19 protein-coding genes, 1 tRNA gene and 1 pseudogene are annotated in these 21,870 nt (G+C 70.8%); 14 read left to right on the top strand and 7 right to left on the bottom strand.

Features of this window, described 5'->3' with window-relative positions:
- Positions 1-1,007: sensor histidine kinase (locus tag AN216_RS03650; RefSeq protein ID WP_070195125.1), on the bottom strand; the 1,007-nt coding region annotated here is incomplete at its 3' end.
- Between the two features lie 210 nt (positions 1,008-1,217).
- Here AN216_RS03650 and AN216_RS03645 point away from each other — a divergent pair.
- The 7 genes from AN216_RS03645 to AN216_RS03615 all read left to right on the top strand — a co-directional run bounded on the left by AN216_RS03645 (position 1,218) and on the right by AN216_RS03615 (position 7,406).
- A tRNA-Gln gene (locus AN216_RS03645) sits at positions 1,218-1,292 on the top strand.
- Positions 1,293-1,369: 77 nt separating this feature from the next.
- Entirely contained in the window at positions 1,370-2,851 is a 1,482-nt protein-coding gene (gene glmU, locus AN216_RS03640; protein WP_070195124.1) for a bifunctional UDP-N-acetylglucosamine diphosphorylase/glucosamine-1-phosphate N-acetyltransferase GlmU, read from the top strand.
- 91 nt (positions 2,852-2,942) lie between these two features.
- Positions 2,943-3,920, top strand: coding sequence for a ribose-phosphate diphosphokinase (locus AN216_RS03635; RefSeq protein ID WP_070195123.1), 978 nt, complete (start codon positions 2,943-2,945; stop codon positions 3,918-3,920).
- A 314-nt stretch (positions 3,921-4,234) separates the two neighbouring features.
- On the top strand, positions 4,235-4,825 hold the full coding sequence (locus tag AN216_RS03630) for a 50S ribosomal protein L25/general stress protein Ctc (protein WP_070195130.1): 591 nt from the start codon (positions 4,235-4,237) through the stop codon (positions 4,823-4,825).
- A 274-nt stretch (positions 4,826-5,099) separates the two neighbouring features.
- A complete protein-coding gene (gene pth, locus AN216_RS03625) occupies positions 5,100-5,714 on the top strand; it encodes an aminoacyl-tRNA hydrolase (RefSeq protein WP_070195122.1) in 615 nt (204 codons plus the stop codon).
- 165 nt (positions 5,715-5,879) lie between these two features.
- Positions 5,880-6,395, top strand: a complete 516-nt coding sequence (locus AN216_RS03620; RefSeq protein ID WP_070195121.1) for a hypothetical protein — start codon at positions 5,880-5,882, stop codon at positions 6,393-6,395.
- Between the two features lie 228 nt (positions 6,396-6,623).
- Positions 6,624-7,406, top strand: coding sequence for a hypothetical protein (locus tag AN216_RS03615; RefSeq protein WP_070195120.1), 783 nt, complete (start codon positions 6,624-6,626; stop codon positions 7,404-7,406).
- A gap of 32 nt (positions 7,407-7,438) precedes the next feature.
- Here the strand turns inward: AN216_RS03615 and ppc are convergent, their stop codons facing one another.
- Positions 7,439-10,180, bottom strand: coding sequence for a phosphoenolpyruvate carboxylase (ppc, locus tag AN216_RS03610; protein ID WP_070195119.1), 2,742 nt, complete (start codon positions 10,178-10,180; stop codon positions 7,439-7,441).
- A 285-nt stretch (positions 10,181-10,465) separates the two neighbouring features.
- Between ppc and AN216_RS03605 the strand changes: the two genes are divergently transcribed.
- The 3 genes from AN216_RS03605 to AN216_RS03595 all read left to right on the top strand — a co-directional run bounded on the left by AN216_RS03605 (position 10,466) and on the right by AN216_RS03595 (position 12,949).
- Complete coding sequence (locus AN216_RS03605; protein WP_070195118.1) at positions 10,466-11,458, top strand: acyl-CoA desaturase; 993 nt, start codon at positions 10,466-10,468, stop codon at positions 11,456-11,458.
- Positions 11,458-12,144 (top strand): TetR/AcrR family transcriptional regulator, encoded by a 687-nt coding sequence (locus tag AN216_RS03600; protein ID WP_070195129.1) that lies wholly within the window; start codon positions 11,458-11,460, stop codon positions 12,142-12,144. Before AN216_RS03605 ends, AN216_RS03600 begins: the two co-directional genes overlap by 1 nt.
- 148 nt (positions 12,145-12,292) lie before the next feature.
- Entirely contained in the window at positions 12,293-12,949 is a 657-nt protein-coding gene (locus AN216_RS03595) for a Uma2 family endonuclease (protein WP_070195117.1), read from the top strand.
- Between the two features lie 32 nt (positions 12,950-12,981).
- Here AN216_RS03595 and AN216_RS03590 read toward each other — a convergent pair whose 3' ends face one another.
- Positions 12,982-13,860 (bottom strand): methyltransferase domain-containing protein, encoded by an 879-nt coding sequence (locus AN216_RS03590; RefSeq protein WP_079166215.1) that lies wholly within the window; start codon positions 13,858-13,860, stop codon positions 12,982-12,984.
- 72 nt (positions 13,861-13,932) lie between these two features.
- Here AN216_RS03590 and AN216_RS03585 point away from each other — a divergent pair, with 72 nt between their 5' ends.
- Positions 13,933-14,430 (top strand): MarR family winged helix-turn-helix transcriptional regulator, encoded by a 498-nt coding sequence (locus AN216_RS03585; RefSeq protein WP_070195116.1) that lies wholly within the window; start codon positions 13,933-13,935, stop codon positions 14,428-14,430.
- 15 nt (positions 14,431-14,445) lie between these two features.
- Here AN216_RS03585 and AN216_RS03580 read toward each other — a convergent pair whose 3' ends face one another.
- On the bottom strand, positions 14,446-15,258 hold the full coding sequence (locus AN216_RS03580; protein WP_070195115.1) for a helix-turn-helix transcriptional regulator: 813 nt from the start codon (positions 15,256-15,258) through the stop codon (positions 14,446-14,448).
- A gap of 317 nt (positions 15,259-15,575) precedes the next feature.
- Here AN216_RS03580 and AN216_RS03575 point away from each other — a divergent pair, with 317 nt between their 5' ends.
- Positions 15,576-16,016 (top strand): GNAT family N-acetyltransferase, encoded by a 441-nt coding sequence (locus tag AN216_RS03575; protein WP_070195127.1) that lies wholly within the window; start codon positions 15,576-15,578, stop codon positions 16,014-16,016.
- A gap of 107 nt (positions 16,017-16,123) precedes the next feature.
- Here AN216_RS03575 and galK read toward each other — a convergent pair whose 3' ends face one another.
- Genes galK through galT form a run of 3 tightly spaced genes read right to left on the bottom strand, consistent with a single transcriptional unit; the run spans position 16,124 to position 19,481 of the window.
- Entirely contained in the window at positions 16,124-17,344 is a 1,221-nt protein-coding gene (gene galK / locus AN216_RS03570) for a galactokinase (protein WP_070195114.1), read from the bottom strand.
- Positions 17,341-18,387 carry a UDP-glucose 4-epimerase GalE gene (gene galE, locus AN216_RS03565; RefSeq protein ID WP_070195113.1) on the bottom strand — a complete coding sequence of 349 codons (1,047 nt, stop codon included), beginning with the start codon at positions 18,385-18,387 and terminating at the stop codon, positions 17,341-17,343. The genes galK and galE overlap by 4 nt, the downstream gene beginning before the upstream one ends.
- The gene (gene galT, locus AN216_RS03560) at positions 18,384-19,481 is read right to left on the bottom strand and encodes a galactose-1-phosphate uridylyltransferase (RefSeq protein WP_070195126.1); all 1,098 of its coding nucleotides are present in this window, start codon (positions 19,479-19,481) and stop codon (positions 18,384-18,386) included. Before galT ends, galE begins: the two co-directional genes overlap by 4 nt.
- A 254-nt stretch (positions 19,482-19,735) precedes the next feature.
- Between galT and AN216_RS03555 the strand changes: the two genes are divergently transcribed.
- Positions 19,736-21,406, top strand: coding sequence for a sodium:solute symporter family protein (locus AN216_RS03555; RefSeq protein ID WP_070195112.1), 1,671 nt, complete (start codon positions 19,736-19,738; stop codon positions 21,404-21,406).
- A gap of 19 nt (positions 21,407-21,425) precedes the next feature.
- Positions 21,426-21,767 (top strand): annotated as a pseudogene (locus AN216_RS03550) (hypothetical protein); the annotation flags it as partial.
- Positions 21,768-21,870: the final 103 nt, after the last annotated feature.

Here is a 21,870-nt window from a genome sequence, read left to right as displayed (position 1 = left end):
GAGCCAGCGGCCGGCTCCACGGCCGTGTCCGCGCTGGCCCCCGAGTCCGCCGGCGCCGTCGTCCCGGCCCCAGTGGCCGAGGACCCCCCGGCCCGATCGCCGCCCGGCGTCTGGGCAGAGGAGGCGGTGCCCCCGTCCGCGGACTCCGTACCGGGCTCGGCCGTACGCAGCACCCCGAGCATGGTGCGCAGTTCGGTCAACGCGTGCCGGCCCATGTCGCCCACCAGAGCGGCGTTCTTCGCGGCCTTCTCCGGGTCCTTCAACGCCACCGTCTGCAACGCCGCCGCGTGCACCACCATCAGGCTCACCCGGTGCGCCACGACGTCGTGCATCTCGCGGGCGATCCGGGTGCGTTCCTCGTTACGCGCCCACTCGGCGCGCTCCTCCGCCCGGTCGGCGAGCAACGACAGCTCCCGCTCCAGGCCGTCGGCCCGGTCCCGGATGCTCTCCACCCAACGCCGGCGGGCACCGACGTACAGCCCGGTCAGCACCGGAGGCACGGTCAGCCCCACCGACATCAGCACGGTGATCAGCGGGAGGAACCACCACTGCGGGTCGAAGTCGGGAGCCTGCCCGATGCCCTCCTGGAGCCGCACGAAGGTGATGACGAGCGTGCCCAGTATCTGCATGCCGGTCAGCAGGCTGGTGATGCGGCGGGGCACGTCCGAGGCGGCGAGGGTGTACAGACCGACGATGCTCAGCAGGTAGCCCATCTCCGTCGGAAGGATCGCGATGGAGAGCAGCACCACGACGATCGGCCAGCGCCGGCGCAGCACCAGCACGAGACCGACCAACGCGCCCAGAGCCACCGCGAGGGGTACGGGCATGCCCGTCTCGTGCGCGAACGAGACGGACCTGAAGGCACACTCGGCCCCGGAGAGCACTGCCAGCGTCACGTCGAGCACGAAGCTGCGTGTTCGCAGCCACCACCACGGTCCGGCGAGGTCCGGCTCCCGTCCGCCCGCGGCATGATCCTGGGCGCGAGCACGTTCCCCCGTCTCGGTCATACCAACCACCCTACGGGCTGTGCTCTCACGCGCTCGGTTCGCCTCCGGGCGCTCGTACCCGGAGGCGAACCGAGCCCATAAGGGGCATCTGAGGGGGCGAGGTGCGCTCGTCGCGGGCTCGCCTATATCGTCGCGGTGAGCGCCTCCCGTACGGCATAGTGGAGTGCGCCGGCCGGGCGGTCCTGGTAGGACCATCCGGCTCACCGTCGATCCCCTGTGGTGTAATTGGCAACACTGACGGTTTTGGTCCGTCCATTCCAGGTTCGAGTCCTGGCGGGGGAGCCACACCCACCCGCCGCTGCGTGCTGCCGTCCCGCCGGTATCCTTCGGTTGTCATCCCACCCGAAGCCGAAGGGCACACCGTGAGCGCCAACCGCCCGGCAGCTGTCGTCGTTCTCGCCGCGGGTGAGGGCACCCGCATGAAGTCCGCGACACCCAAGGTCCTGCACGAGATCTGTGGCCGCACACTCCTGGGTCACGTCGTCGACTCCTCCCGCTCGCTCGATCCCCGGCGGTTGGCCGTGGTCGTCGGACACGCGCGGGAGCAGGTCAGTGCGCACCTGGCGGAGCTGGACGAGGGCGTACGCAGCGTGGTGCAGCACGAGCAGAACGGCACCGGGCACGCCGTACGCACCGCCCTCGACGCGCTGGCCGCGGAGGGCTCGCCGGTGTCCGGCACGGTCGTGGTGACCTGTGGTGACACGCCGCTGCTGACCGGCGGGACGCTGCGGGCGCTGGTCGACGCGCACGAGGCCGAGGAGAACGCCGTCACCGTGCTCACCGCCGAGGTGCCGGACGCGACCGGCTACGGCCGGGTCGTACGGGACGACGCCACCGGCGCCGTGACCGCGATCGTCGAGCACAAGGACGCCACCGAGGTGGAGCGCGCCGTCCGTGAGATCAACTCCGGGGTGTTCGCCTTCGACGGCGCGCTGTTGACCTCGGCGCTCGGCCGGCTCCGTACGGACAACAGCCAGGGCGAGGAGTACCTGACCGACGTGCTCGGCATCGTCCGGGAGGACGGCCACCGGGTCGGAGCCGCGGTCGCGGGCGACCACCGCGAGATCGTGGGCATCAACAACCGGGTGCAACTGGCCCAGGCGCGGCGGCTGCTGAACGACCGGCTGCTGGAGCAGGCGATGCTGGCGGGCGTGACCGTCGTCGACCCGGCCACCACCTGGTTGGACGTGACGGTGTCCTGCGAGCCCGACGCGCTGGTGCACCCGGGCACCCAGTTGCTGGGCGAGACCCACGTGGGCGCGGGCGCCGAGATCGGCCCGAACTCCCGGCTGACCGACACGGTCGTGGGCGCGGACGCCACGGTGAACAACGCGGTCGTCGACGGCGTACGGATCGGGGCCGGCGCCTCGATCGGCCCGTACACGTATCTTCGGCCCGGTACGCGGCTCGGTGACCGGGTGCGGGCGGGAAGCTTCGTGGAGGCGAAGAACGCGGTCATCGGGGACGGCACGAAGGTCCCGCACCTCTCCTACGTGGGCGACGCGGAGATCGGCGCGGAGAGCAACATCGGTGCCGCGAGCGTGTTCGTGAACTACGACGGCGTCAACAAGCACCGCACCACCATCGGCTCGCACTGCCGCACCGGAGCGGACAACATGTTTGTGGCTCCCGTCACGATCGGGGACGGCGCCTACACCGCCGCCGGTTCGGTGATCACCAAGGACGTGCCCGCCGGTTCGCTGGCCGTCGCGCGTGGCCAACAGCGCAATATCGCGGGCTGGGTGGCGCGTAAACGGCCCGGCAGCGCCGCCGCGCGGGCCGCCGCCGAACAGCGCGAGACCGCCCCGGATTCCGCTCCGGAGGAGCCGACCGCGGAGAGCTGAGCAGGGCGTACCGGTGAGCAGCGGGTCGAGCCGGGGTTTACGGTGAGGGAGCACCCCACCGACGCGAAGCGGAACGCAAGGAGAATGTGCTGTGACCGGGATCAAGACGACCGGCGAGAAGAAGCTGATGCTCTTCTCCGGCCGCGCCCACCCCGAGCTTGCCGAGGAGGTCGCGCAACAGCTGGGCATCGGCGTGGTCCCGACCAAGGCATTCGACTTCGCCAACGGCGAGATCTACGTACGCTTTCAGGAGTCGGCGCGTGGCGCCGACTCTTTTTTGATCCAGAGCCACACGACCCCGATCAACAAATGGATCATGGAACAGCTGATCATGATCGACGCGTTGAAACGGGCCTCGGCTCGCAGCATCACCGTGATCGTGCCGTCGTACGGATACGCCCGTCAGGACAAGAAGCACCGCGGCCGGGAGCCGATCTCCGCCCGGCTGCTCGCCGACCTGCTGCGTACCGCCGGGGCCGACCGCATCCTCACGGTCGATCTGCACACCGACCAGATCCAGGGCTTCTTCGACGGCCCCGTCGACCACCTGTCGGCGCTGCCGCTGCTGGCGGACTACGTCGGCGGGAAGGTGGACCGGGACAAGCTCACGGTGGTCTCACCGGACGCCGGGCGGGTACGGGTCGCCGACCGTTGGTGTGACCGGCTCGGGGCGCCGCTGGCGATCGTGCACAAGCGGCGGGACAAGGACGTGGCCAACCAGGTCACGGTGCACGAGGTGGTGGGTGACGTCGCCGGCCGGGTCTGCGTCCTGGTCGACGACATGATCGACACCGGGGGCACGATCTGCGCCGCGGCCGACGCGCTGTACGCGCACGGCGCCGAGGACGTGATCGTGACCGCGACGCACGGCATCCTCTCCGGACCGGCCGCGGAACGGCTGCGGGACTCCAAGGTCAGCGAGTTCGTCTTCACCAACACCCTGCCCACCCCGGGCGAGTTGGAGCTGGGGAAGATCACGGTGCTCTCGATGGCCCCGACGATCGCCCGCGCGGTCCGGGAGGTCTTCGAGGACGGCTCGGTGACCAGCCTGTTCGACGAACAGTCCTGATCCCGTACGGTTTCGCCGGCCGCCGCGAGCGGTTATCCGGGAGGTCCGGTGCCACAAACGGTGCGGAGACACGCCGCGTACAGCTTGGCGGATCGTTTCTGCACCCCAGGGCCCGCTCTCTCGTCTCCTCCGTGATCGATTTCCGCACGGCCTCCCTCGCCCAGTACACTCCCGGTGTTGCTCGGCGAGGGAAGCCGTGCGCACGCCTCGTGCGCACCGCTCATCCGTAATCGACGCGCGCTCTTCGCAGCAAGGTCTGTCGTGTGCCGGGTGACCGTCCGATCGACCACCAGCTGAGATACGAGGAGCGCACCATGGCTGACGTCAACCTCTCCGCCAAGATCCGCAGCGAGTTCGGCAAGGGCGCCGCCCGCCGACTGCGCGCCCAGGAGAAGGTGCCCGCCGTGATCTACGGACACGGCGCCGACCCGGTGCACGTCGAGCTGCCGAGCTACGACATGATGATGGCGCTCAAGACCCCGAACGTCCTGATCAACCTGGACGTCGAGGGCAAGAAGGAGCTGGTCATCCCGAAGGCCGTCCAGCGCGAGGCGATCCGGCAGTTCCTCGTCCACATCGACCTCCTCACCGTGAAGAAGGGCGAGAAGGTCAGCGTGGAGGTGCCGATCCACGTCGAGGGCGAGCTCGCGCCCGGCCAGCACATCCTGGAGCACGGCATGACCGCGCTGCCGGTGCAGGCCGAGGCGACCCACATTCCCGAGTCGCTCACCGTCTCCGTCGAGGGCCTGACCGCGGGCGACTCCGTGCAGGCCAAGGACATCAAGCTGCCGGCCAACACCACGCTGGACACGGATGAGGAGGAGATCGTCATCCAGGTGCTGGCCGCGCAGGCCGAGGAGCCGGCGGAGGAGAGCACCGAGGAGTCGGCCGAAGGCGCCGAGTAGCACCTAGCGCCGCGTCAGCCAAGGTCCGCCCCGTCGCGACGCCCGGCACAGCACCTCGCTGCGTTGTCCGGAAGCCCAAGTACTCCCCTACGCGGACTTCCGGCTGCCTTGCGTGGTACAGCACCGGACGCCGCTCCTTGACGGGCAAACCCTGACTGACGCGGCACTGGCGGGAGGAGTCCCGCGTTCCGAGACCCTCGATCGCCGCCCCGCAGCAGGTGGGGCGGCTGTCGCGTACCGCGTGAGGACACGCCAGCTGCCGCCGGAGGCCCAGATGTCCAGCGACGTGAGCCCCAAGGACCGTACGGCCGAGACGCCGTGGCTGGTCGCCGGGCTCGGCAACCCCGGACCGAAGTACGCCCGCAACCGGCACAACGTCGGCTTCGTGGTCGCGGACCTGCTGGCCGAGCGGATCGGCGGCTCGTTTCGTACGCACCGGGCGCGCGCCCAGGTGCTGGAGGGGCGCGTCGGGCCGCCCGGCACGTCCGGGCCACGGATCATCGTGGCCAAGCCGATGTCGTACATGAACCTGGTCGGCGGACCCATCGGCGCGCTGCGGGACTTCTACCGGCTGCCGGTGGAACGGATCGTCGCCGTGCACGACGAACTCGACATCGACTACGGCGTGCTGCGGCTGAAGAAGGGCGGCGGCGACAACGGGCACAACGGCCTCCGGTCGCTCACGGCCACGCTGGGTCGGGACTACCACCGACTGCGCTTCGGGGTCGGGCGGCCGCCGGGGCGGATGGGCGTCGCCGACTACGTCCTGAAGGACTTCAGCACGACGGAGCGCAAGGAGTTGGACTACTTCACGGACCGCGCCGCCGACGCTGTCGAAGCGCTGATCCGGGAGGGCCTGGAGCGGGCCCAGAGCGCCTACAACTCCTGAGCCTCGGGCCCGGATTGGGTCCTCCGTCAACTCCCGGCAGGCCGTGGGACGTGAAGATCCGCGGAAGGCCGTGAAGAGATTCGCGAGAACCCGTTCGGTGCGGTAACGGACCAAACGGGCAGTCTGAGGTTGACCGGGCGCCCGGGATACCGAAGTATCACCGCCATGTCCTGGACCGCCTCCACGAAGCGCCGTGGCGTTGTGCGGCGCGCCGGGGAGAGCGCGTACGGCGTTCTCCTGCTCGCGAAGACCGTCCTGATGGCGCTGCTCGCCGGGCTGTTGCTGGTGGCCGGCGTGTGGACCTCCTGGAGCACGGCGGAGCCGGCGATGTTCGCGCCCGCCGCGGAACGCGGCACGCTCACCGTTGAGAAGTGCGGCGACGACGAGTGCCGCGGGTCGTACGCCCCGTCCGCCACGGGCGCCGAGCGCCGCACCGGGGTCACGCTGGACAGCCTGGTGTCGAAGGGCCCGGGTGAGACCGTCCCGGTGACGCTGCCCGAGTCCGCCACGGAGGCCGTACGCACCGGGGTCGCCGGTGTGTCGTACGCCTGGGTGCCGCTCGCCGGGGCGCTGCTGCTCGCCTCGCTGATCGTGGCTGGCGGTCTGCGGATGCGCCGAACGGCCTGGGGCATGGGGCTGTTGGGGGCCGGGGGGATGCTGACGGCGTTCCTGCTGCTCTGAGGGTCAGGTGGCCGCTGGGGCTGGCGGGGCTGATGAGGCGGCCGGGGCTGATGGGCGCGTACCGATCCTCGGCTGTCATGGCATCGTTACCATCCGCGAGCACGGCAACACTGACCCATCCGGGCGTATCCGACATTGCCCGCTTGACCGGCAGCTCACGACCCGTTGAAGCTGTGTGCGACCCGTTTGCGTTGGACTCCCCCGTCCGTACCAGAAGTTGGCAGGAACATGCGCGCCCTCCCCCTGGCGTCCGTGGTGGCCGCTGCCGCCGTATCGACTCTGCTGCCAAGCACCTCCGTCACCGAGGCACACGCTCACGCACACGCGCCATCAGACCGCGGAAGCGTCCTGGAGATCCGGGACGAGGACACCGGCGAGGCCGTACGGGACGGCGCCCCGAAGGTGTGCACCTTCTCGCTGGCCGCCCGTGACTTCGACGGCTCCCGGCGGATCAGCTGGCACATCGCGCAGCGGCCGGCGGACGGCGAGGACGGGACGATCGCGGAAACCGGCACCCTCACCGTGAGCCATCGGGGCAGCGCCCGCACTGACCCGCTCTCGCTGGCGGACGGCGCGTACACGCTCGGCTGGCGGCTGGACGGCGAGCGGAAGTCGCGCGGCGCGGGCGACTTCACGGTCGCCTGTGGCGACACCGAGCCGGGCGACCGTACCGCCGCGCCGACGCGGGCGGAGACCGAGGCCGCCACCACACCCGGGAGCACGCCGAGCGTACGGCCCGACCCGCCGGCGAGCCAGCCGGGCGCCGTCTCCGGCACCGAGGCCCCGCGCCCGACCAACCCCCGCTCCGACAGGCCCGATACGCCCGGCGGCGACGCGACGGCCGCGTACGACGACACCGCGTCCGACAGCCCCCAACCCGCGCCCGGCGGTGACGACCTGGCCCACAGCGGCGCGGACGTCTCGGCGGGCGCGCTGGCCACCGCCGCGGCCCTGCTGCTGGGCGCCGGCACCTACCTGACGCTGCGGCGCCGCGGGCCCGCCGACCGCTGAGCCCCCGGGCGCGCCCGTCAACCACCCCCGTGTCAGCCGGTGTTCCGCAGCCCCGCCGCCACCCCGTTGACCGTCAGCAGCAGGGCGCGGCTGAGCATCCGGTCCGTCTCCTCGCCACGCTCGGCCGCCGCACGCTGCCGCTGTAGCAGGGTGACCTGGAGGTACGACAGCGGATCGAGATAGGCGTCACGGATCTGGAAGGTCTGCCGCAGCACCGGGTTGGCGTCCAGCAGGTTCCGCTCGCCGGTGACGCGGAGCACTTCCCGTACGGTCAGCTCGTGTTCGGCCCGAATGGTGTCGAAGACGTGTCGCAGCTCGCTCGGCACCAGCGTGTCGACGTAGTGCTGGGCGATCCGCAGGTCGGTCTTGGCCAGCGTCATCTCGACGTTGGAGAGGAAGTTCTGGAAGAAGTGCCAGTGCTCGTACGCCTCGTCCAGCACCCCGTCCAGGCCGGCCTCGCGTGCCGCGCGCAGGCCGGAGCCCACGCCGTACCAGCCAGGCACGATCTGCCGGGACTGCGTCCAGCCGAACACCCACGGGATGGCCCGCAGCCCGTCAAGTCCCGCGTCGCTGTCCGGGCGGCGGGAGGGCCGGGAGCCCAGGTGCAGGTCGGCCAGCTGGTCGACCGGCGTGGAGGCGAAGAAGTACGCCGGCAGGTCCGGCTCCTCGACGAAGCGCCGGTACGCCGCGTGTGCCGCGTCCGAGACCGTGTCCATGGCGGCGTCCCAGCGGGCCAGCGCCTCGTCCGACTGGCGCGGCGCGGTGTGCAGCGCGGAGGCCCGCAGCGTGGCGGCGACGGTGAGTTCGAGGTTCTCCCGGGCGAGCGCCGGCACGAGGTACTTGTCCGAGATGACCTCGCCCTGCTCGGTCAGCTTGATCTCGCCCTCCAGCGTGCCCCAGGGCTGGGCGAGGATCGCGGCGTGCGTCGGGCCTCCGCCACGGCCGACCGTACCGCCGCGCCCGTGGAAGAGCCGCAGCCGTACGCCGTGCCGGTGGGCGACGTCCCGCAGCCGCCGCTGGGCCCGGTGGATCTCCCACTGGGAGGTCGTGATGCCGCCGAACTTCGAGGAGTCGGAGTAGCCGAGCATGACCTCCTGGAGATCACCGCGCAGGGCCACCAGCCGCCGGTAGGAGGGGTCGGAGAGCATGTCGTCCAGCAGCTCGTCCGCGATCCGCAGCTCCTCGGTGGTCTCCAGCAGCGGCACGACGCCGACCCGCGCCCAGCCGGCGTGCAGGTCGACCAGGCCGGCCTCGCGCGCCAGCACCGCCACGGAGAAGACATCGTCGGCGCCCTGGCACATGGAGATGACGTACGACTCGATGACCTCGGGCCCGAAGGTGTCGAGCGCCCGCCGGACCGTCTGGAAAACGCCGAGCGTACGGGCGCCCGCCTCGTCCAGCGGCGCCGGGGAGGGCGCGAGCGGGCGACGCGAGCGCAGCTCCTTGGCGAGCAGCTTCCGTCGGTAGTCGCGCGGCATGTCGAGGTACCGCCAGGACTCCTCGCCGAGCCGGTCGAAGAGCTGGCCGAGGGCGTGGTGATGGGCGTCGGCGTGTTCGCGTACGTCCAGGGTGGCCAGCTGGAGCCCGAACGCAGCCAGCGTACGCAGCACCCGCTCCAGCCGGCCGTCGGCGATCAGGCCGCCGCGGTGCTCGCGCAGGGAGGTCTGCAACAGCGTGACGTCCTCGATGAGTTCGACGCTGCCGAGGTAGTCGCGGCCGGGCACGTGTGGGGCGTCGGCGGCCAGCCGGTCCCGGGTGTTCAGCAGCTTCTGCCGTACACAGGTGGCCTTGAGGCGGTACGGCTCCTCGGCGTTGAGTCGCTTGTAGCGCGGGCTGATCTCGGGGAGTTGACGCAGGTCCTCGTCGAGCGAGTCGAGGAGCTCCCGGGTGGCACCGGAGTTGCGGATGGAGTTGGACAGGGCGCCGCGCAGCTCGTCGATGTGCTCGAGCGCGTCGGTGATGCCGTGCTCGTGTTGGAGGAGCAGCACCTCCCAGGTGACCTCCGGCGTGACGTTCGGGTTGCCGTCCCGGTCGCCGCCGATCCAGGTGCCGAACGTGAGCGGGCGGGTGCCGGCGGGCAACGGCGCCCCGGCTCGGTCGAGTTCGGCCGCCAGGTCCTCGAGCACGTCGCCGACGGCGTCGCGGTGCAGTTCGTCCAGGTAGTAGACGGCGTTCCGTGCCTCGTCGGCCGGCTCGGGGCGTACCACCCGCAGCTCGTCGGTCTGCCAGATCAGGTCGACGGTCTCCGCGAGCCGCAGGTCCGACCGTCGTCGGTCGGTCCCGGCGGCGGGCTCCAGCAGCTCGGCGATCCTGCGGAGCTTGGTGAGCACCGAGCGGCGTGCGGCCTCCGTCGGATGCGCGGTGAACACCGGCCGCACCCCGAGGTTCGCGGCCGTCTGCGCCAGGTGCCGCGGGTCGGCGTCCTTGAGCATGTCGGCCGTACGCGAGAGCACGCCGCCCTCGGCGGCCCGGCGGGCCCGCAGCTCCCGGCCCCGGTGCACCTGCTCGGTGACGTTGGCGAGGTGGAAGTACGTGGAGAAGGCACGCACCAGCCGGGTCGCCGTCTCCAGGTCCGTACGAGCGAGGAGGCTGGCCGCGGCCTCCCCGTCGCTGCGGGTCAGGGCGCGTACCCGCTCGACCAGTTCGAGGAGTTCGGTGCCCTCCTGGCGTACGAGCGTCTCGCCGAGGAGGTCGCCAAGGCGCCGGATGTCGGCGCGTAGGACCGAGTGCTCCGGCTCACGGGGATGTTCGGTCTCGCTGTCGGCGCTGCTCACGGATGCGGCTCCTTGCGGCTGGTGGCTTCCGGGGGGCTCGGTGCAGATCACGAACGGCGCTGTCCGACGGATCAAGGATAGGCGGCCGGCCGCGCGCCCGTGGCCGGTGTCCAGGTGATGGTCACGCGAAACGGCCCACCGGTCCGATTGCCTCCGCTCGCCACGTTGCGATACTTACGAAGGCGTAGGTTACGGTTCCGTAGGCGTAACCTGTGAACGCGGTGCGTGTTCATCTCGTTCCTCACCGCGACAATCCCCCGCTCCGCCCGTTGCAAGGAGTCTGCGATGACCGCGAGCCCTCACGTGCTCCCCGATCCGAACGGCACCCGAGGCGGGTCGGAGGAAGCCGCGACCTCGTCCGCCACCCTCGGTGGCGAACGGCGCGGTTCGGTCGAACAGATCGCGCTGGTGGTGTTCATCATCGTCCCCTTCCTGGCGCTGCTCGCGGCCGTGCCGCTGGCCTGGGGCTGGGGCATGAGCTGGCTGGACCTGGGGCTCCTGGTCGGGATGTACTACATCGGCTGCCACGGCATCACCATCGGCTTCCACCGGTACTTCACCCACGGCGCCTTCCGCGCCAAGCGGCCGCTGCGCATCGCGCTGGCCGTCATGGGTTCGCTGGCCGTGGAGGGCCCGCTGGTGCGCTGGGTCGCCGACCACCGTAAGCACCACAAGTTCTCGGACGCCGAAGGCGACCCGCACTCCCCCTGGCGGTACGGCGACACGCTGCCGGCGCTGCTCAAGGGACTGTGGTGGGCCCACCTGGGCTGGATGTTCGACCAGGAGCAGACCTCCCAGCAGAAGTACGCCCCGGACCTGATCAAGGACCCGGCGATCCGCCGCATCTCCCGGCAGTTCGTCCTGTGGACGGCGATCTCGCTGCTGCTGCCCCCGCTGATCGGTGGACTGGTCACGCTCTCCTGGCAGGGCGCGTTGACGGCCTTCTTCTGGGGCTCGCTCGTACGGGTGGCGCTGCTGCACCACGTCACCTGGTCCATCAACTCCATCTGCCACGCCACCGGCAAGCGCCCCTTCCTGTCCCGGGACCGCTCCGGGAACGTCTGGTGGCTGGCCGTCCTCTCCTGCGGCGAGTCCTGGCACAACCTGCACCACGCCGACCCGACCTGCGCCCGGCACGGGGTGGAGCGCGGACAGGTGGACTCCAGCGCGCGGGTGATCCGCTGGTTCGAGAAGGCCGGCTGGGCGTACAACGTGCGCTGGCCCAAGCGTGACCGTATCGCTGCCCGACGTAAGCGGGCGGCGGCCGAAGCGGCATGATGGTGTCTGTGCCGACCGACGACGCAGACGCCACGCACCACAAGGACAAGTCCCCGACGGGCTCCCGCCGGGCCCGCCGCCGTATGACCGGCAAGGAGCGCAGAGAGCAGTTGTTGGACATCGGCCGCACGCTCTTCGCGGAGCGGGGCTTCGAGGCCACCTCGGTGGAGGAGATAGCGGCCAAGGCCGGCGTCTCCAAGCCGGTGGTCTACGAGCACTTCGGTGGCAAGGAGGGGCTGTACGCCGTGGTGGTGGACCGCGAGATGCGGCGGCTGCTCGACATGGTGACCGGCGCGCTCACCGGCGGTCACCCGCGCGAGCTGCTGGAGGAGGCCGCCTTCGCGCTGCTCGACTACATCGAGCAGTACACCGACGGCTTCCGCATCCTGGTGCGGGATTCCCCCGTCACCCAGCAGACCGGTACCTTCGCCTCGTTGATCAGCGATATCGCCACCCAGGTCGAGGACATCCTGGGCCGGGAGTTCAAGAACCGCGGCTTCGACCCGAAGCTCTCCCCGCTCTACGCGCAGGCGCTGGTCGGGATGGTGGCGCTGACCGGCCAGTGGTGGCTCAACGTACGCAAGCCGAAGAAGGCCGAGGTGGCCGCGCACCTGGTGAACCTCGCCTGGCACGGCCTGGACGGGCTGGAGCAGAAGCCGCGCCTGGTCGGGCACCGGCGCTCGTAGACGCTGGGCGCGTCAGCGGCACGCACCGCGCACCGCGCACCGCGCACCGACCGGGCGGCCACCCCTTCGGGTGAACGCGTCCACGCGGGACCGCGCGCGGCTGACCGGCCTACGATGATGACCTCGGCACCTGGCCAAGGAGGCACGCATGTCGGCACTACCTGTCGAGCACTCGTACCCGGACGAGCAGCGGCTCGAGGAGGCACCCAAGAGCCTGCTCGAGACCGCGGACGACCTCATGGACCGCCTCCCCGGCCACCGAGTCGAGATCATCGGAGGCATCCTCACCGTGACCCCACCCCCGGATGCCGCCCACGCGCGGTCTCTGACCGACCTGACGTTGCCGTTCGTGGCAGCGGGTCTGCACGGCGAAGAATCGCGGGTCCTACAGGCCGTGGGCCTCTGGCTGCCGGACGGGCGCGAGGACTTCACCGTGCCGGACCTGGCCCTCGTCGACGCGGACATCGACGAGCACCACATAGAGTTCAACTGCTACGACCCCGCGGTCTTCCGCCTGGTGCTCGAGGTCACCTCCAGCAACTACGCCAACGACCTGCGGCACAAGGTCGTCGCCTACGCCATCGCCAAGGTCCCGGTGTACGTGATCGTGGACCGCAAGCACGAGCGGCTGCACGTGCTCACCGACCCCGTGGCGAACGAGTACGACACCCACCGTGTCCACGCCCCCGGCGAACACGTCACGCTGCCCGAATCGATCGGCGCCGAGGTCACGTTGGACGTCGCGGAGGTCCTACGCGCCGCCCGGCCCGCCCGGCACGGCCAGCACCGCCAGCCCCGCGGCTGAGCACGCGCCTGCCCGATGACCCACGGCGCCCCTCACCGCCGTACGGCCACCACGAAGATCCGGCGGAACGGATACACCGTGCCGTACGCGCGTCGCGGGTAGGCCTCGCGCAGCCGCGCGGCGTACTCCTCCAGAAAGGCGGCGCGCGCCTCGGGCTCGTCCGCGAGCAGCGTCAGCACCGGGCGCAGGGTGGTGCCCCGGACCCACTCCAGCACGGCGTCCTCGCCGGGCAGCACCTGCTGGTAGGTGGTCTCCCAGGCGTCGACGTCGCAGCCCAGCCGTGCCAACTCGGCGAGATACTCGCCGGGTTCCCATACGGTGTTCCGCGCCGGCGTGCCCAGCCGGTCCCGCCAGCGTGGCGCGTCGCGCAACTCGGCGAGGATGGTGTGGCTGGGCGCGGTGAAGTTACCGGGCACCTGGAAGGCGAGGACGCCGCCGGCGGGCAGCGCGTCCAGCCAGTCGGCGAACCGCACCGTGTGGCCGGGCAGCCAGTGCAGGGCGGCGTTGGAGATGATCAGGTCGAAGGTCTCCCGACGCGGTCCAGGCCAGTCCGCGAGGTCGGCCCGCACGAAGTCCAGCGAGCCGCCGGCCTCCGTCGGTCCCGCGTGGTCGCGGACGGCCTCGCTGAGCATGCTCGGGGAACTGTCGTAGCCCGTGACGTGCGCGTCCGGCCAGCGCCGTAGGAGCTGCGCGCTCGGTCCACCGGCACCGCAGCCGAGGTCGGCGACGCGGGGCGGGGCGCCGGGGAGCGGCGGCACCCTGGCGAGCAGTTCGTGGAAGGGGCGGGCGCGGTGCGTGGCGTAACGGGCGTACTGTGCCGGGTTCCAGTGGGCCGGGCCGGAGGCGGGACCAGCGGGACCAGCGGGACGAATGGGGCCAGTAGGACCAGCGGGACCAGTGAAATCAGCCATGGGCGCAACCTCACCACATACTGTCTCGATGTCAAGAGACTTCACGTCGACACAACTACTACACTGGGCCCCATGGATGACGAGGTCGACCGACTGGTGGCAGCCTGGCGCCGTGAGCGCCCGGACCTCGACGTGGAGCCGCTGGAGGTCCTCAGCCGGGTCAGCAGGCTCGCCCGCCACCTGGACCGGGCACGTCGCCTCGCCTTCGCCGAACACGGTCTGGAGCCCTGGGAGTTCGACGTACTGACGGCGCTGCGCCGGGCGGGCGACCCGTACCAGCTCTCGCCCGGACGGCTGCTCACCCAGACCCTGGTCACCTCCGGCACCATGACCAACCGTATCGACCGGCTGGCCAAGAAGGGGCTCGTCGAACGGCTGCCGGACCCCAGTGACCGGCGCGGCGTGCTCGTCCGGCTCACCGCCGCGGGACGGGACCTCGGCGACAGTACGCTCGCGGGGCTGCTGGCCCAGGAGCGCGCCATCCTCGCCCAGCTCTCACCCGACCAGTGCCGTGAACTGGCCGGACTGCTACGGGAGCTGACCGCGCCGTTCGACAACATCCCGGACTGAGAGCGTCCGGCCGCGCTACTCCGGCGGCGACTCCGTCTGCTGACCACCCGCCGCCGAGCGCTCAGCTCCCGAGGGCCCCGGCGACGCCGGGGCCGGTCCCATGCCCGCGCGACGGGCCAGCGCGACCGCCGCCAGCGTGGAGTGCACCTCGAGCTTGCCGAGCACGTTCTGCATGTGCGTACGGACCGTGTGCGGCGAGAGGCCGAGCCGTTCGGCCACCGCCCTGCGCCCCAGGCCGGCGATCATGCAGCGCAACACCTCGTGTTCGCGCGGGGTGAGCGCGTCGAGCAGCCGGTCGCTCTCCGCACGGTGCCGACGGTCCGCGGTCAACACCCGTACCACGCCGGTCAGCAACGCCGCCGGCACATGGGTCTCGTCCCGCAGCACGCCCCGGATGATCTGGAGCAGGCTGCTCAGCGAGCAGTCCTTGGCCACCCAGCCGTTCGCTCCCGCCCGGAGCGCCGCGGCGGCCTGCACGGGATCGTCCCGGTCGGCGAGCACCACGGCACGGAGCCCCGGATGGTCCGCACGCGCCCGGCTGAGGAGGGCCGTGCCGCCGGCTGAATCGTTTTCCTCGGAGACCGCCGGAGCGGCCTGCGCCTCGGCGGCCGGCATCCCCGCGTCGTCGAGCGCCGGCGGCAGATGGGCGTCCACGAGTAGCACGTCGAATCCCCGCCCCTCGGCAGCAGCACGCGCCAGACTGCGTACGGCTGCCGGCGCGCTCCCCGCGACCGACGCCTCCGCACCCTTCTCCGCGGACAGCGCGGCGGCCAGCGACTCGGCGAATATCCGGTGGTCATCGACCACCAGCAGCCGTATGCCTGGCATGAGCCACCTCTGCGGGACGAACGAGCGATTGGACAGGGCCACTTGCCGCGCCGGGTCTCGGCGCCCGGGGCGCCCGGCACCTCGGCGGTGCGCCGGCCCCTGGTGCCGGCCGGCGCACGTCCCGCGTACGAGCGGCGCCGGCGAGCCGACCGGGTGGGCTGCGTGCCGTCGGGTCGACCTGAGTCGATCGGCGACCGTTCAGCCATCGAAGCGGTGCGGCGAGTAGATTCAGCATAGGTCCGGGCCGCACGGGCAGCGCGGAATTCGCGAAACTCGTGGCCCACGCCCGTCCACGGGACGGCACTACCCTGGCTGGCGTGTTCCGTATCGAGACCACGGCCGACCAGCACCGGCGCCAGTTGGTCGAGCGCCGCCTGGAGGAGACCAACAATCGCCTCTCCCCCGTCATGCGCGCGCTGCGCGACACCCACACGGGTGCGGAGAGACCCGTGCAGCTCTACGCCTTCGACGAGGGCCACGCGCTGGTCGGTGGCCTGGTCGGATACGCCTGGGGAAGCTGGCTGCACATCGACCTGCTCTGGGTGGACGCGCCACACCGTGGCGGCGGCCTCGGCTCCCGCCTGGTCAACGGCGCCGAGCAGCGGGCCAGCGAACTGGGCTGCGGTCACTCACGGGTGGAGACCTGGGACTTCCAAGCACCGAACTTCTACCGGAAGTTGGGCTACGCGGTCGTCGGGGTGATCGAGGACTACCCGCCGGGGTTGACCGACCACCTGCTGGTCAAGTCGCTGTCCTGAGGCGTGTGTACGGGAGCTGGGACGCCGTGCCGCCCCAGCTCCCGTACCGCTCCAGCCACCACGCACCGAGCCCGCGCCGTACGGCGCCCGCGGAAGCCCGCCCGGGCTCACTCGCGCCGGGCGCCCGGACCGGGCAGCGCCGTGAAGACCCGCGGCTCGCGGTGTCCGGCACGTTCGAAGGCGAGCCGGACCGCCTCGGTGACCCGCTCCGCGTGTGCCACCTCCAGCAACACGATCGCGGAGCCGCCGAAGCCGCCGCCGGTCATCCGCGCGCCCAGGGCCCCGGCGGCGGTCGCGGTGTCCACCACCAGGTCCAACTCCCGGCAGGAGATCCGGAAATCGTCGCGCAGTGAGGCGTGTCCGGCGTTCAGCAGCGGGCCCGCCGCTCGGGGCCGGCCGTGCTCCAGCAGCCGGATGGTCTCCGCCACCCGCTGGTTCTCCGTGACGACGTGCCGCACCAGGTCGCGTACGGCGGGATCGGGACCCGCGGTATCGCCGCGCTGGGCCGCCGCCGTGTCCGGTTCAGCGCGCACCGCGGCCGCGGGCCCAGCGTCAACCCCGGCCCCCGGCTTCTCCAGTCGCTCCAGCGCGCCGGCGAGTTGTGCGTACGGCACATCCCGCAGGGCCGGGACGCCAAGCCGCCGGGCGCCCTCCTCGCAGCCGGCACGGCGCTTGGCGTACTCACCGTCGGCCAGCTCGTGCCGTACCCGGGTGTCCACGACCAGCAGCCGCAGCCCCTCTGTCTCCAGGTCGAAAGGGACCTGACGGCTCGTCATGTCACGAGTGTCCAGATACAACGCGTGCCCCTCGGTGCCGCACGCTGACGCCATCTGGTCCATGATCCCGCAGGGCATGCCGACGAAGTCGTTCTCCGCCCGCTGACACAACCGGGCCAGCCGGTCCCGGGGCAGGTCCAGGCCGTACAGGTCGTTCAACGCGAGCGCGGTGGCGACCTCCAGCGCCGCCGAGGAGGACAGCCCGGCACCGGTCGGCACCGTCGACTCGACGTACAGGTCGGCGCCGCCCACCGGCAGTTCCGCCGCCCGCAGCGCCCAGGCGACCCCCGCCGGGTACGCCGCCCAGCCGTCGGTGTCACCCGGCTTCAGGGTGTCCAGGCTGAGTGTCACGACGCCGTCCGGCGTGTCCGCGGAGTACAGCCGCAACAGTCCGTCGTCCCGGCGGGCGGCGTGCACCCGGGTGGCGTGTGGCAGCGCGAAGGGGAGCACGAACCCGTCGTTGTAGTCGGTGTGTTCGCCGATCAGGTTGACCCGGCCGGGGGCCGCCCAGACACCTTCCGGGGCCGCTCCGTACACCTCCTGGAAGCTCATCGTGTCGCCCCCGACCGGTCGGTGGCCCGCTGGTCCCTGGCCCGCTGGGCGAAGGACCAGGCGTCCTCGACGATCGCGGACAGTTCCGGCCGGCGCGGCACCCAGCCGAGCCGTTCCCGGGCCCGCTCGGCGGAGGCGACCAGCACCGCCGGGTCACCGTCACGGCGTTCGGCGATGACCTCCGGGACCGGGTGCCCGGTCACCTCGCGGACTGTCTCGATGACCTGGCGTACCGAGAAGCCGTTGCCGTTGCCCAGGTTGCAGATCAGGTGCTCGCCGGGAACCGCCGCCTCCAGCGCCAGCAGGTGCGCGTCGGCCAGGTCGGCGACATGGATGTAGTCGCGTACGCACGTGCCGTCCGCGGTCGGGTAGTCCTCGCCGAAGACCGACACCGCCTCGCGCTGGCCCTGGGCGACCTGCAGCACGATCGGGATGAGGTGCGACTCGGGGTCGTGCCGCTCGCCGTACGCCGCGCCGGCCCCGGGCGAGAAGTGCGCGCCGGCGACGTTGAAGTAGCGCAGGGAGACGGCGGCGAGACCGTGCGCCCGACACTCGCCGGTGATCATGTGGTCGACGGCGAGTTTCGACGCGCCGTACGGGCTGGTGGGCGCGGTCGGGTCGGTCTCCGTGACCAGCTCGCTGACCGGCTCGCCGTACGTCGCCGCGGTGGAGGAGAAGACCAGTCGGCGCACTCCGGAGTCCCGCATCGCCGCGAGCAGTTCGATGGTGCCGCCGAGGTTGTTCCGCCAGTACTTGTCGGGGTCGGCCACCGACTCGCCGACCTGCGAGCAGGCGGCGAAGTGCAGCACCGCGTCGTACGCCGGATCGAGCCAGCGGGCGGCGTCCTGCACCCGGCCCTCGACGAAGTCGGCGCCGGCCGGGACCGACGTACGGAAGCCGGTGGACAGGTCGTCGAGCACGGTGACCCGGTGCCCGGCCTCCAGCAGGTGTGCCGCGACCACGCTTCCGACGTATCCCGCGCCGCCGGTCACCAGGTACGTCCGGGGGGTCGCGGGGGGCTTCCCCGGCGCTGTCGCTGTCACTCGCTCGCTACCTCTCGCAGTCGCTGGGCCGCGGTTTCCGGCGGCACGTCGTTGATGAACACGTTCATGCCGGACTCGGAACCCGCCAGGAACTTCAGCTTGCCGGAAGTGCGTCGGATGGTGAAAACCTCGAGGTGAAGCGCGAACTCCGCGCGCTCCACCACCCCGGCGGGCGCCTGGTGCCAGGCCGCGATGTACGGCGTGGGCGGCTCGTCCGGGCCGAAGAGCCGGTCGAAGCGGCGCAGCAGCTCGAGATAGATCCGGGGGAACTCCGCACGCTCCGCCTCGGTCAGCTCCGTCAGGTCCGCTACCCGTCTCCGGGGGTGGAGGTGCACCTCGTACGGCCAGTGCGCGGCGTGTGGGACGAAGGCGACCCAGTGTTCGCCGGAGAGCACCACCCGCTCCCCGGCGGTGACTTCGGCCTCGACGACGTCCTCGAAGAGGTTGCGGCCGGTGCGCTCACGGTGCGCGGCCAACGCGGCCAGCATCCGCTCGGTGCGCGGGGTGGTGAAGGGGTAGGCGTAGATCTGGCCGTGCGGGTGGCCCAGGGTGACGCCGATCTCCGCGCCGCGGTTCTCGAAGCAGAACACCTGACGCACCCCCGGCAGTCGGGAGAGTTCGGCGGTGCGGTCGGTCCAGGCGTCCAGGACGAGCCGGGCCTGCTGTTCACTGAGGTCGGCGAACGAGGAGTCGTGGTCCGAGGTGAAGCACACCACCTCGCAGCGGCCGGCACCGGGCCGCTGCGCGAAGAGGCCGTACGCCCCCTCGGCCCGTGGCGGGCCGGGGTCACCGGCGAAGGACGGGAAGCGGTTCTCGAACACCGCCACGTCGTAGTCGGACTCCGGGATCTCGCTGTGGCGACCGCCCCGGGAGGGGCACAACGGGCACTCGTCGGCCGGCGGGTGGTACGTACGTCCCTGGCGGTGCGCGGTCACCGCGACCCACTCGGCTCGCAGCGGGTCGTACCGGATCCGCGAGGCGGTCACGGTGGCCTCGAGCGGACGCTGGTCGACGGCCTCGCGAGGGGTGTCCCCGCGGAGGTCGAAATACACGATCTCCCGGCCGTCGGCGAGCTGTCTCGAGGTCTTCTTCACGGACTTCCCCACGCACCTTCCCCCGCTCATTCAAACATAAACACACATAATGAATCACGAGCAAACAGTCAGGTCAACCTCAAGCCTCGGCACGACATGATCACGCACTAGCCCTAGGCGCATAAAGGGACAAAGTGCACGCCGCACCAGCAGTTCTCATCACGACTAAACAAAAATAACAACAACACCCTTCAGAAGTTGACGGGTGACGAGTAGCTTCTGCACGATCCTCCCGCTAGCGAAGCGAGCGACATATGCCCTATCTCGCCAACGAGCTTCGGCTCCCCACCAACGCACTCGATTACTCACTTCTGATCATCTACTTCATCGTCGTCCTCGGTATCGGCTTCGCCGCCCGCCGCAGCGTGAAGACGAGCCTCGACTTCTTCCTCTCCGGTCGCTCCCTGCCCGCCTGGATCACCGGACTCGCCTTCGTCGCCGCCAACCTGGGCGCCACCGAGATCCTCGGCATGGCCGCCAACGGCGCGCAGTACGGCGTCTACACGGTGCACTGGTACTGGGTCGGCGCCATCCCGGCCATGGTCTTCCTCGGCCTGGTCATGATGCCCTTCTACTACGGCTCGAAGGTGCGGTCCGTACCGGAGTTCCTGCTGCACCGCTTCGGCCCCTCCTCCCACCTGCTCAGCTCGATCATCTTCGCGGTCTCCGCGGTCCTCATCGCGGGCGTGAACCTCTACGCCATGGCGATCGTGTTGGAGGCGCTGCTCGGCTGGGACCAGTGGGTGGCGATCGTCATCGCCGGCTTCTTCGTGCTGGCGTACATCACCCTGGGTGGCCTGTCCTCCGCCATCTACAACGAGGTGCTGCAGTTCTTCGTCATCCTCGCCGCGCTGATCCCGCTGACCGTGGTCGGACTGAAGCGGGTCGGCGGCTGGGACGGCCTGTCGGACACCCTCAGCGGAGAGAAGGGCGGCGCGTTCATGACCGCCTGGGAGGGTACGGGCATCGGCTCGGACAACCCGCTCGGCGCCAACTGGCTGACCATCGTGCTGGGTCTGGGCTTCGTGATGAGCTTCGGCTACTGGACCACCAACTTCGCCGAGGTGCAGCGCGCGCTGTCCGCGAAGAACCTCTCCGCGGCCAAGCGCACCCCGCTCATCGCCGCCTTCCCGAAGATCCTGATCCCGATGGTCGTGGTCATTCCCGGCCTGATCGCGCTGGTCATGGAGCCCACCATCGGCACCACCGAGGAGGGCCTGCAGTACAACGACGCCATCCCCGTGCTGATGCGCGACCTGCTGCCGAACGGCGTGCTCGGACTCGCCGTCACCGGACTGCTGGCCGCCTTCATGGCCGGCATGGCGGCGAACATCTCCTCCTTCAACACCGTCTTCACCAACGACATCTGGGCGGCGTACCTCAAGAAGGACCAGCCGGACGAGCACTACGTCGGCATCGCCCGCTGGGTCACGGCCATCGGGGTGCTCATCGGCATGGGCACGGCCTTCATCGCGGCCTCCTTCAGCAACATCATGAACTACCTGCAGACGTTGTTCTCCTTCTTCAACGTGCCGCTGTTCGTGGTGTTCATCATCGGCATGTTCTGGAAGAAGACCACGCCCGCCGCCGGCTTCTGGGGGCTGTTGACCGGCACGGTGGCCGCCATGGTCAACTACTTCTGGTTCTACAAGCAGGGCGTCATCGAGATCCCCACCGACCAGGGCGCGAACTTCGTCTCCTCCATCGTCGCCTTCGTGGTCGGCGCCGCGGTCATGGTCGTGGTCACCATGGTCACCAAGCCGAAACCGGTGGAACAGCTGGCCGGCCTGGTCTACGGCACTGTCTCGCCCGGCATGGAGGAGGCGCCCTCCGACGGGGACGACGCCTGGTACCGGAGGCCCGCGCTGCTCGGCTGGGGTGCCATCATCCTCGCCGCCCTCTGCTATGTCCCCTTCTCCTTCTGAGCCGAAGGGCTGAACCCTCATGAGCGACAAGCGAAACACCCCGCAGGACCCCTCCGGGCAGTCGTCCGACGGCGGCAGTACGGCCGCCCACATCCAGCAGGTCGAGGAACTGGAGCGGCAGTCCAACACCGCGGCGCGGCTCTTCGACGTACGCCGCATCATCGGCGGACTCTTCGTGGTCTACGGCGTGATCGTCACCTTCGCCGGGATCACCGCCTCCGAGGCGGACCTGGAGAAGGCCCAGGACATCAACATCAACCTGTGGACCGGCCTGGGCATGCTGGCGCTCGGCATCGCCTTCCTGGTCTGGCTGCGGTTGAGCCCCGCCGTACCCCCGCCCCCTCCGGAGGAACTGGTCGACGGCCAGGGGCCGGAGGGCTCGGCGGGATCAGAGGGCTCGGCGGGACCGGAGGAGCCGAAGGGGCCCGCCGGATCGGCCGGTCCGGAGTCACGCGAGCCGTAAC

The organism is Streptomyces oceani (assembly GCF_001751245.1).
GTDB lineage: Bacteria > Actinomycetota > Actinomycetes > Streptomycetales > Streptomycetaceae > Streptomyces > Streptomyces oceani.
This window is presented reverse-complemented; position numbering and strand designations above follow the sequence as displayed.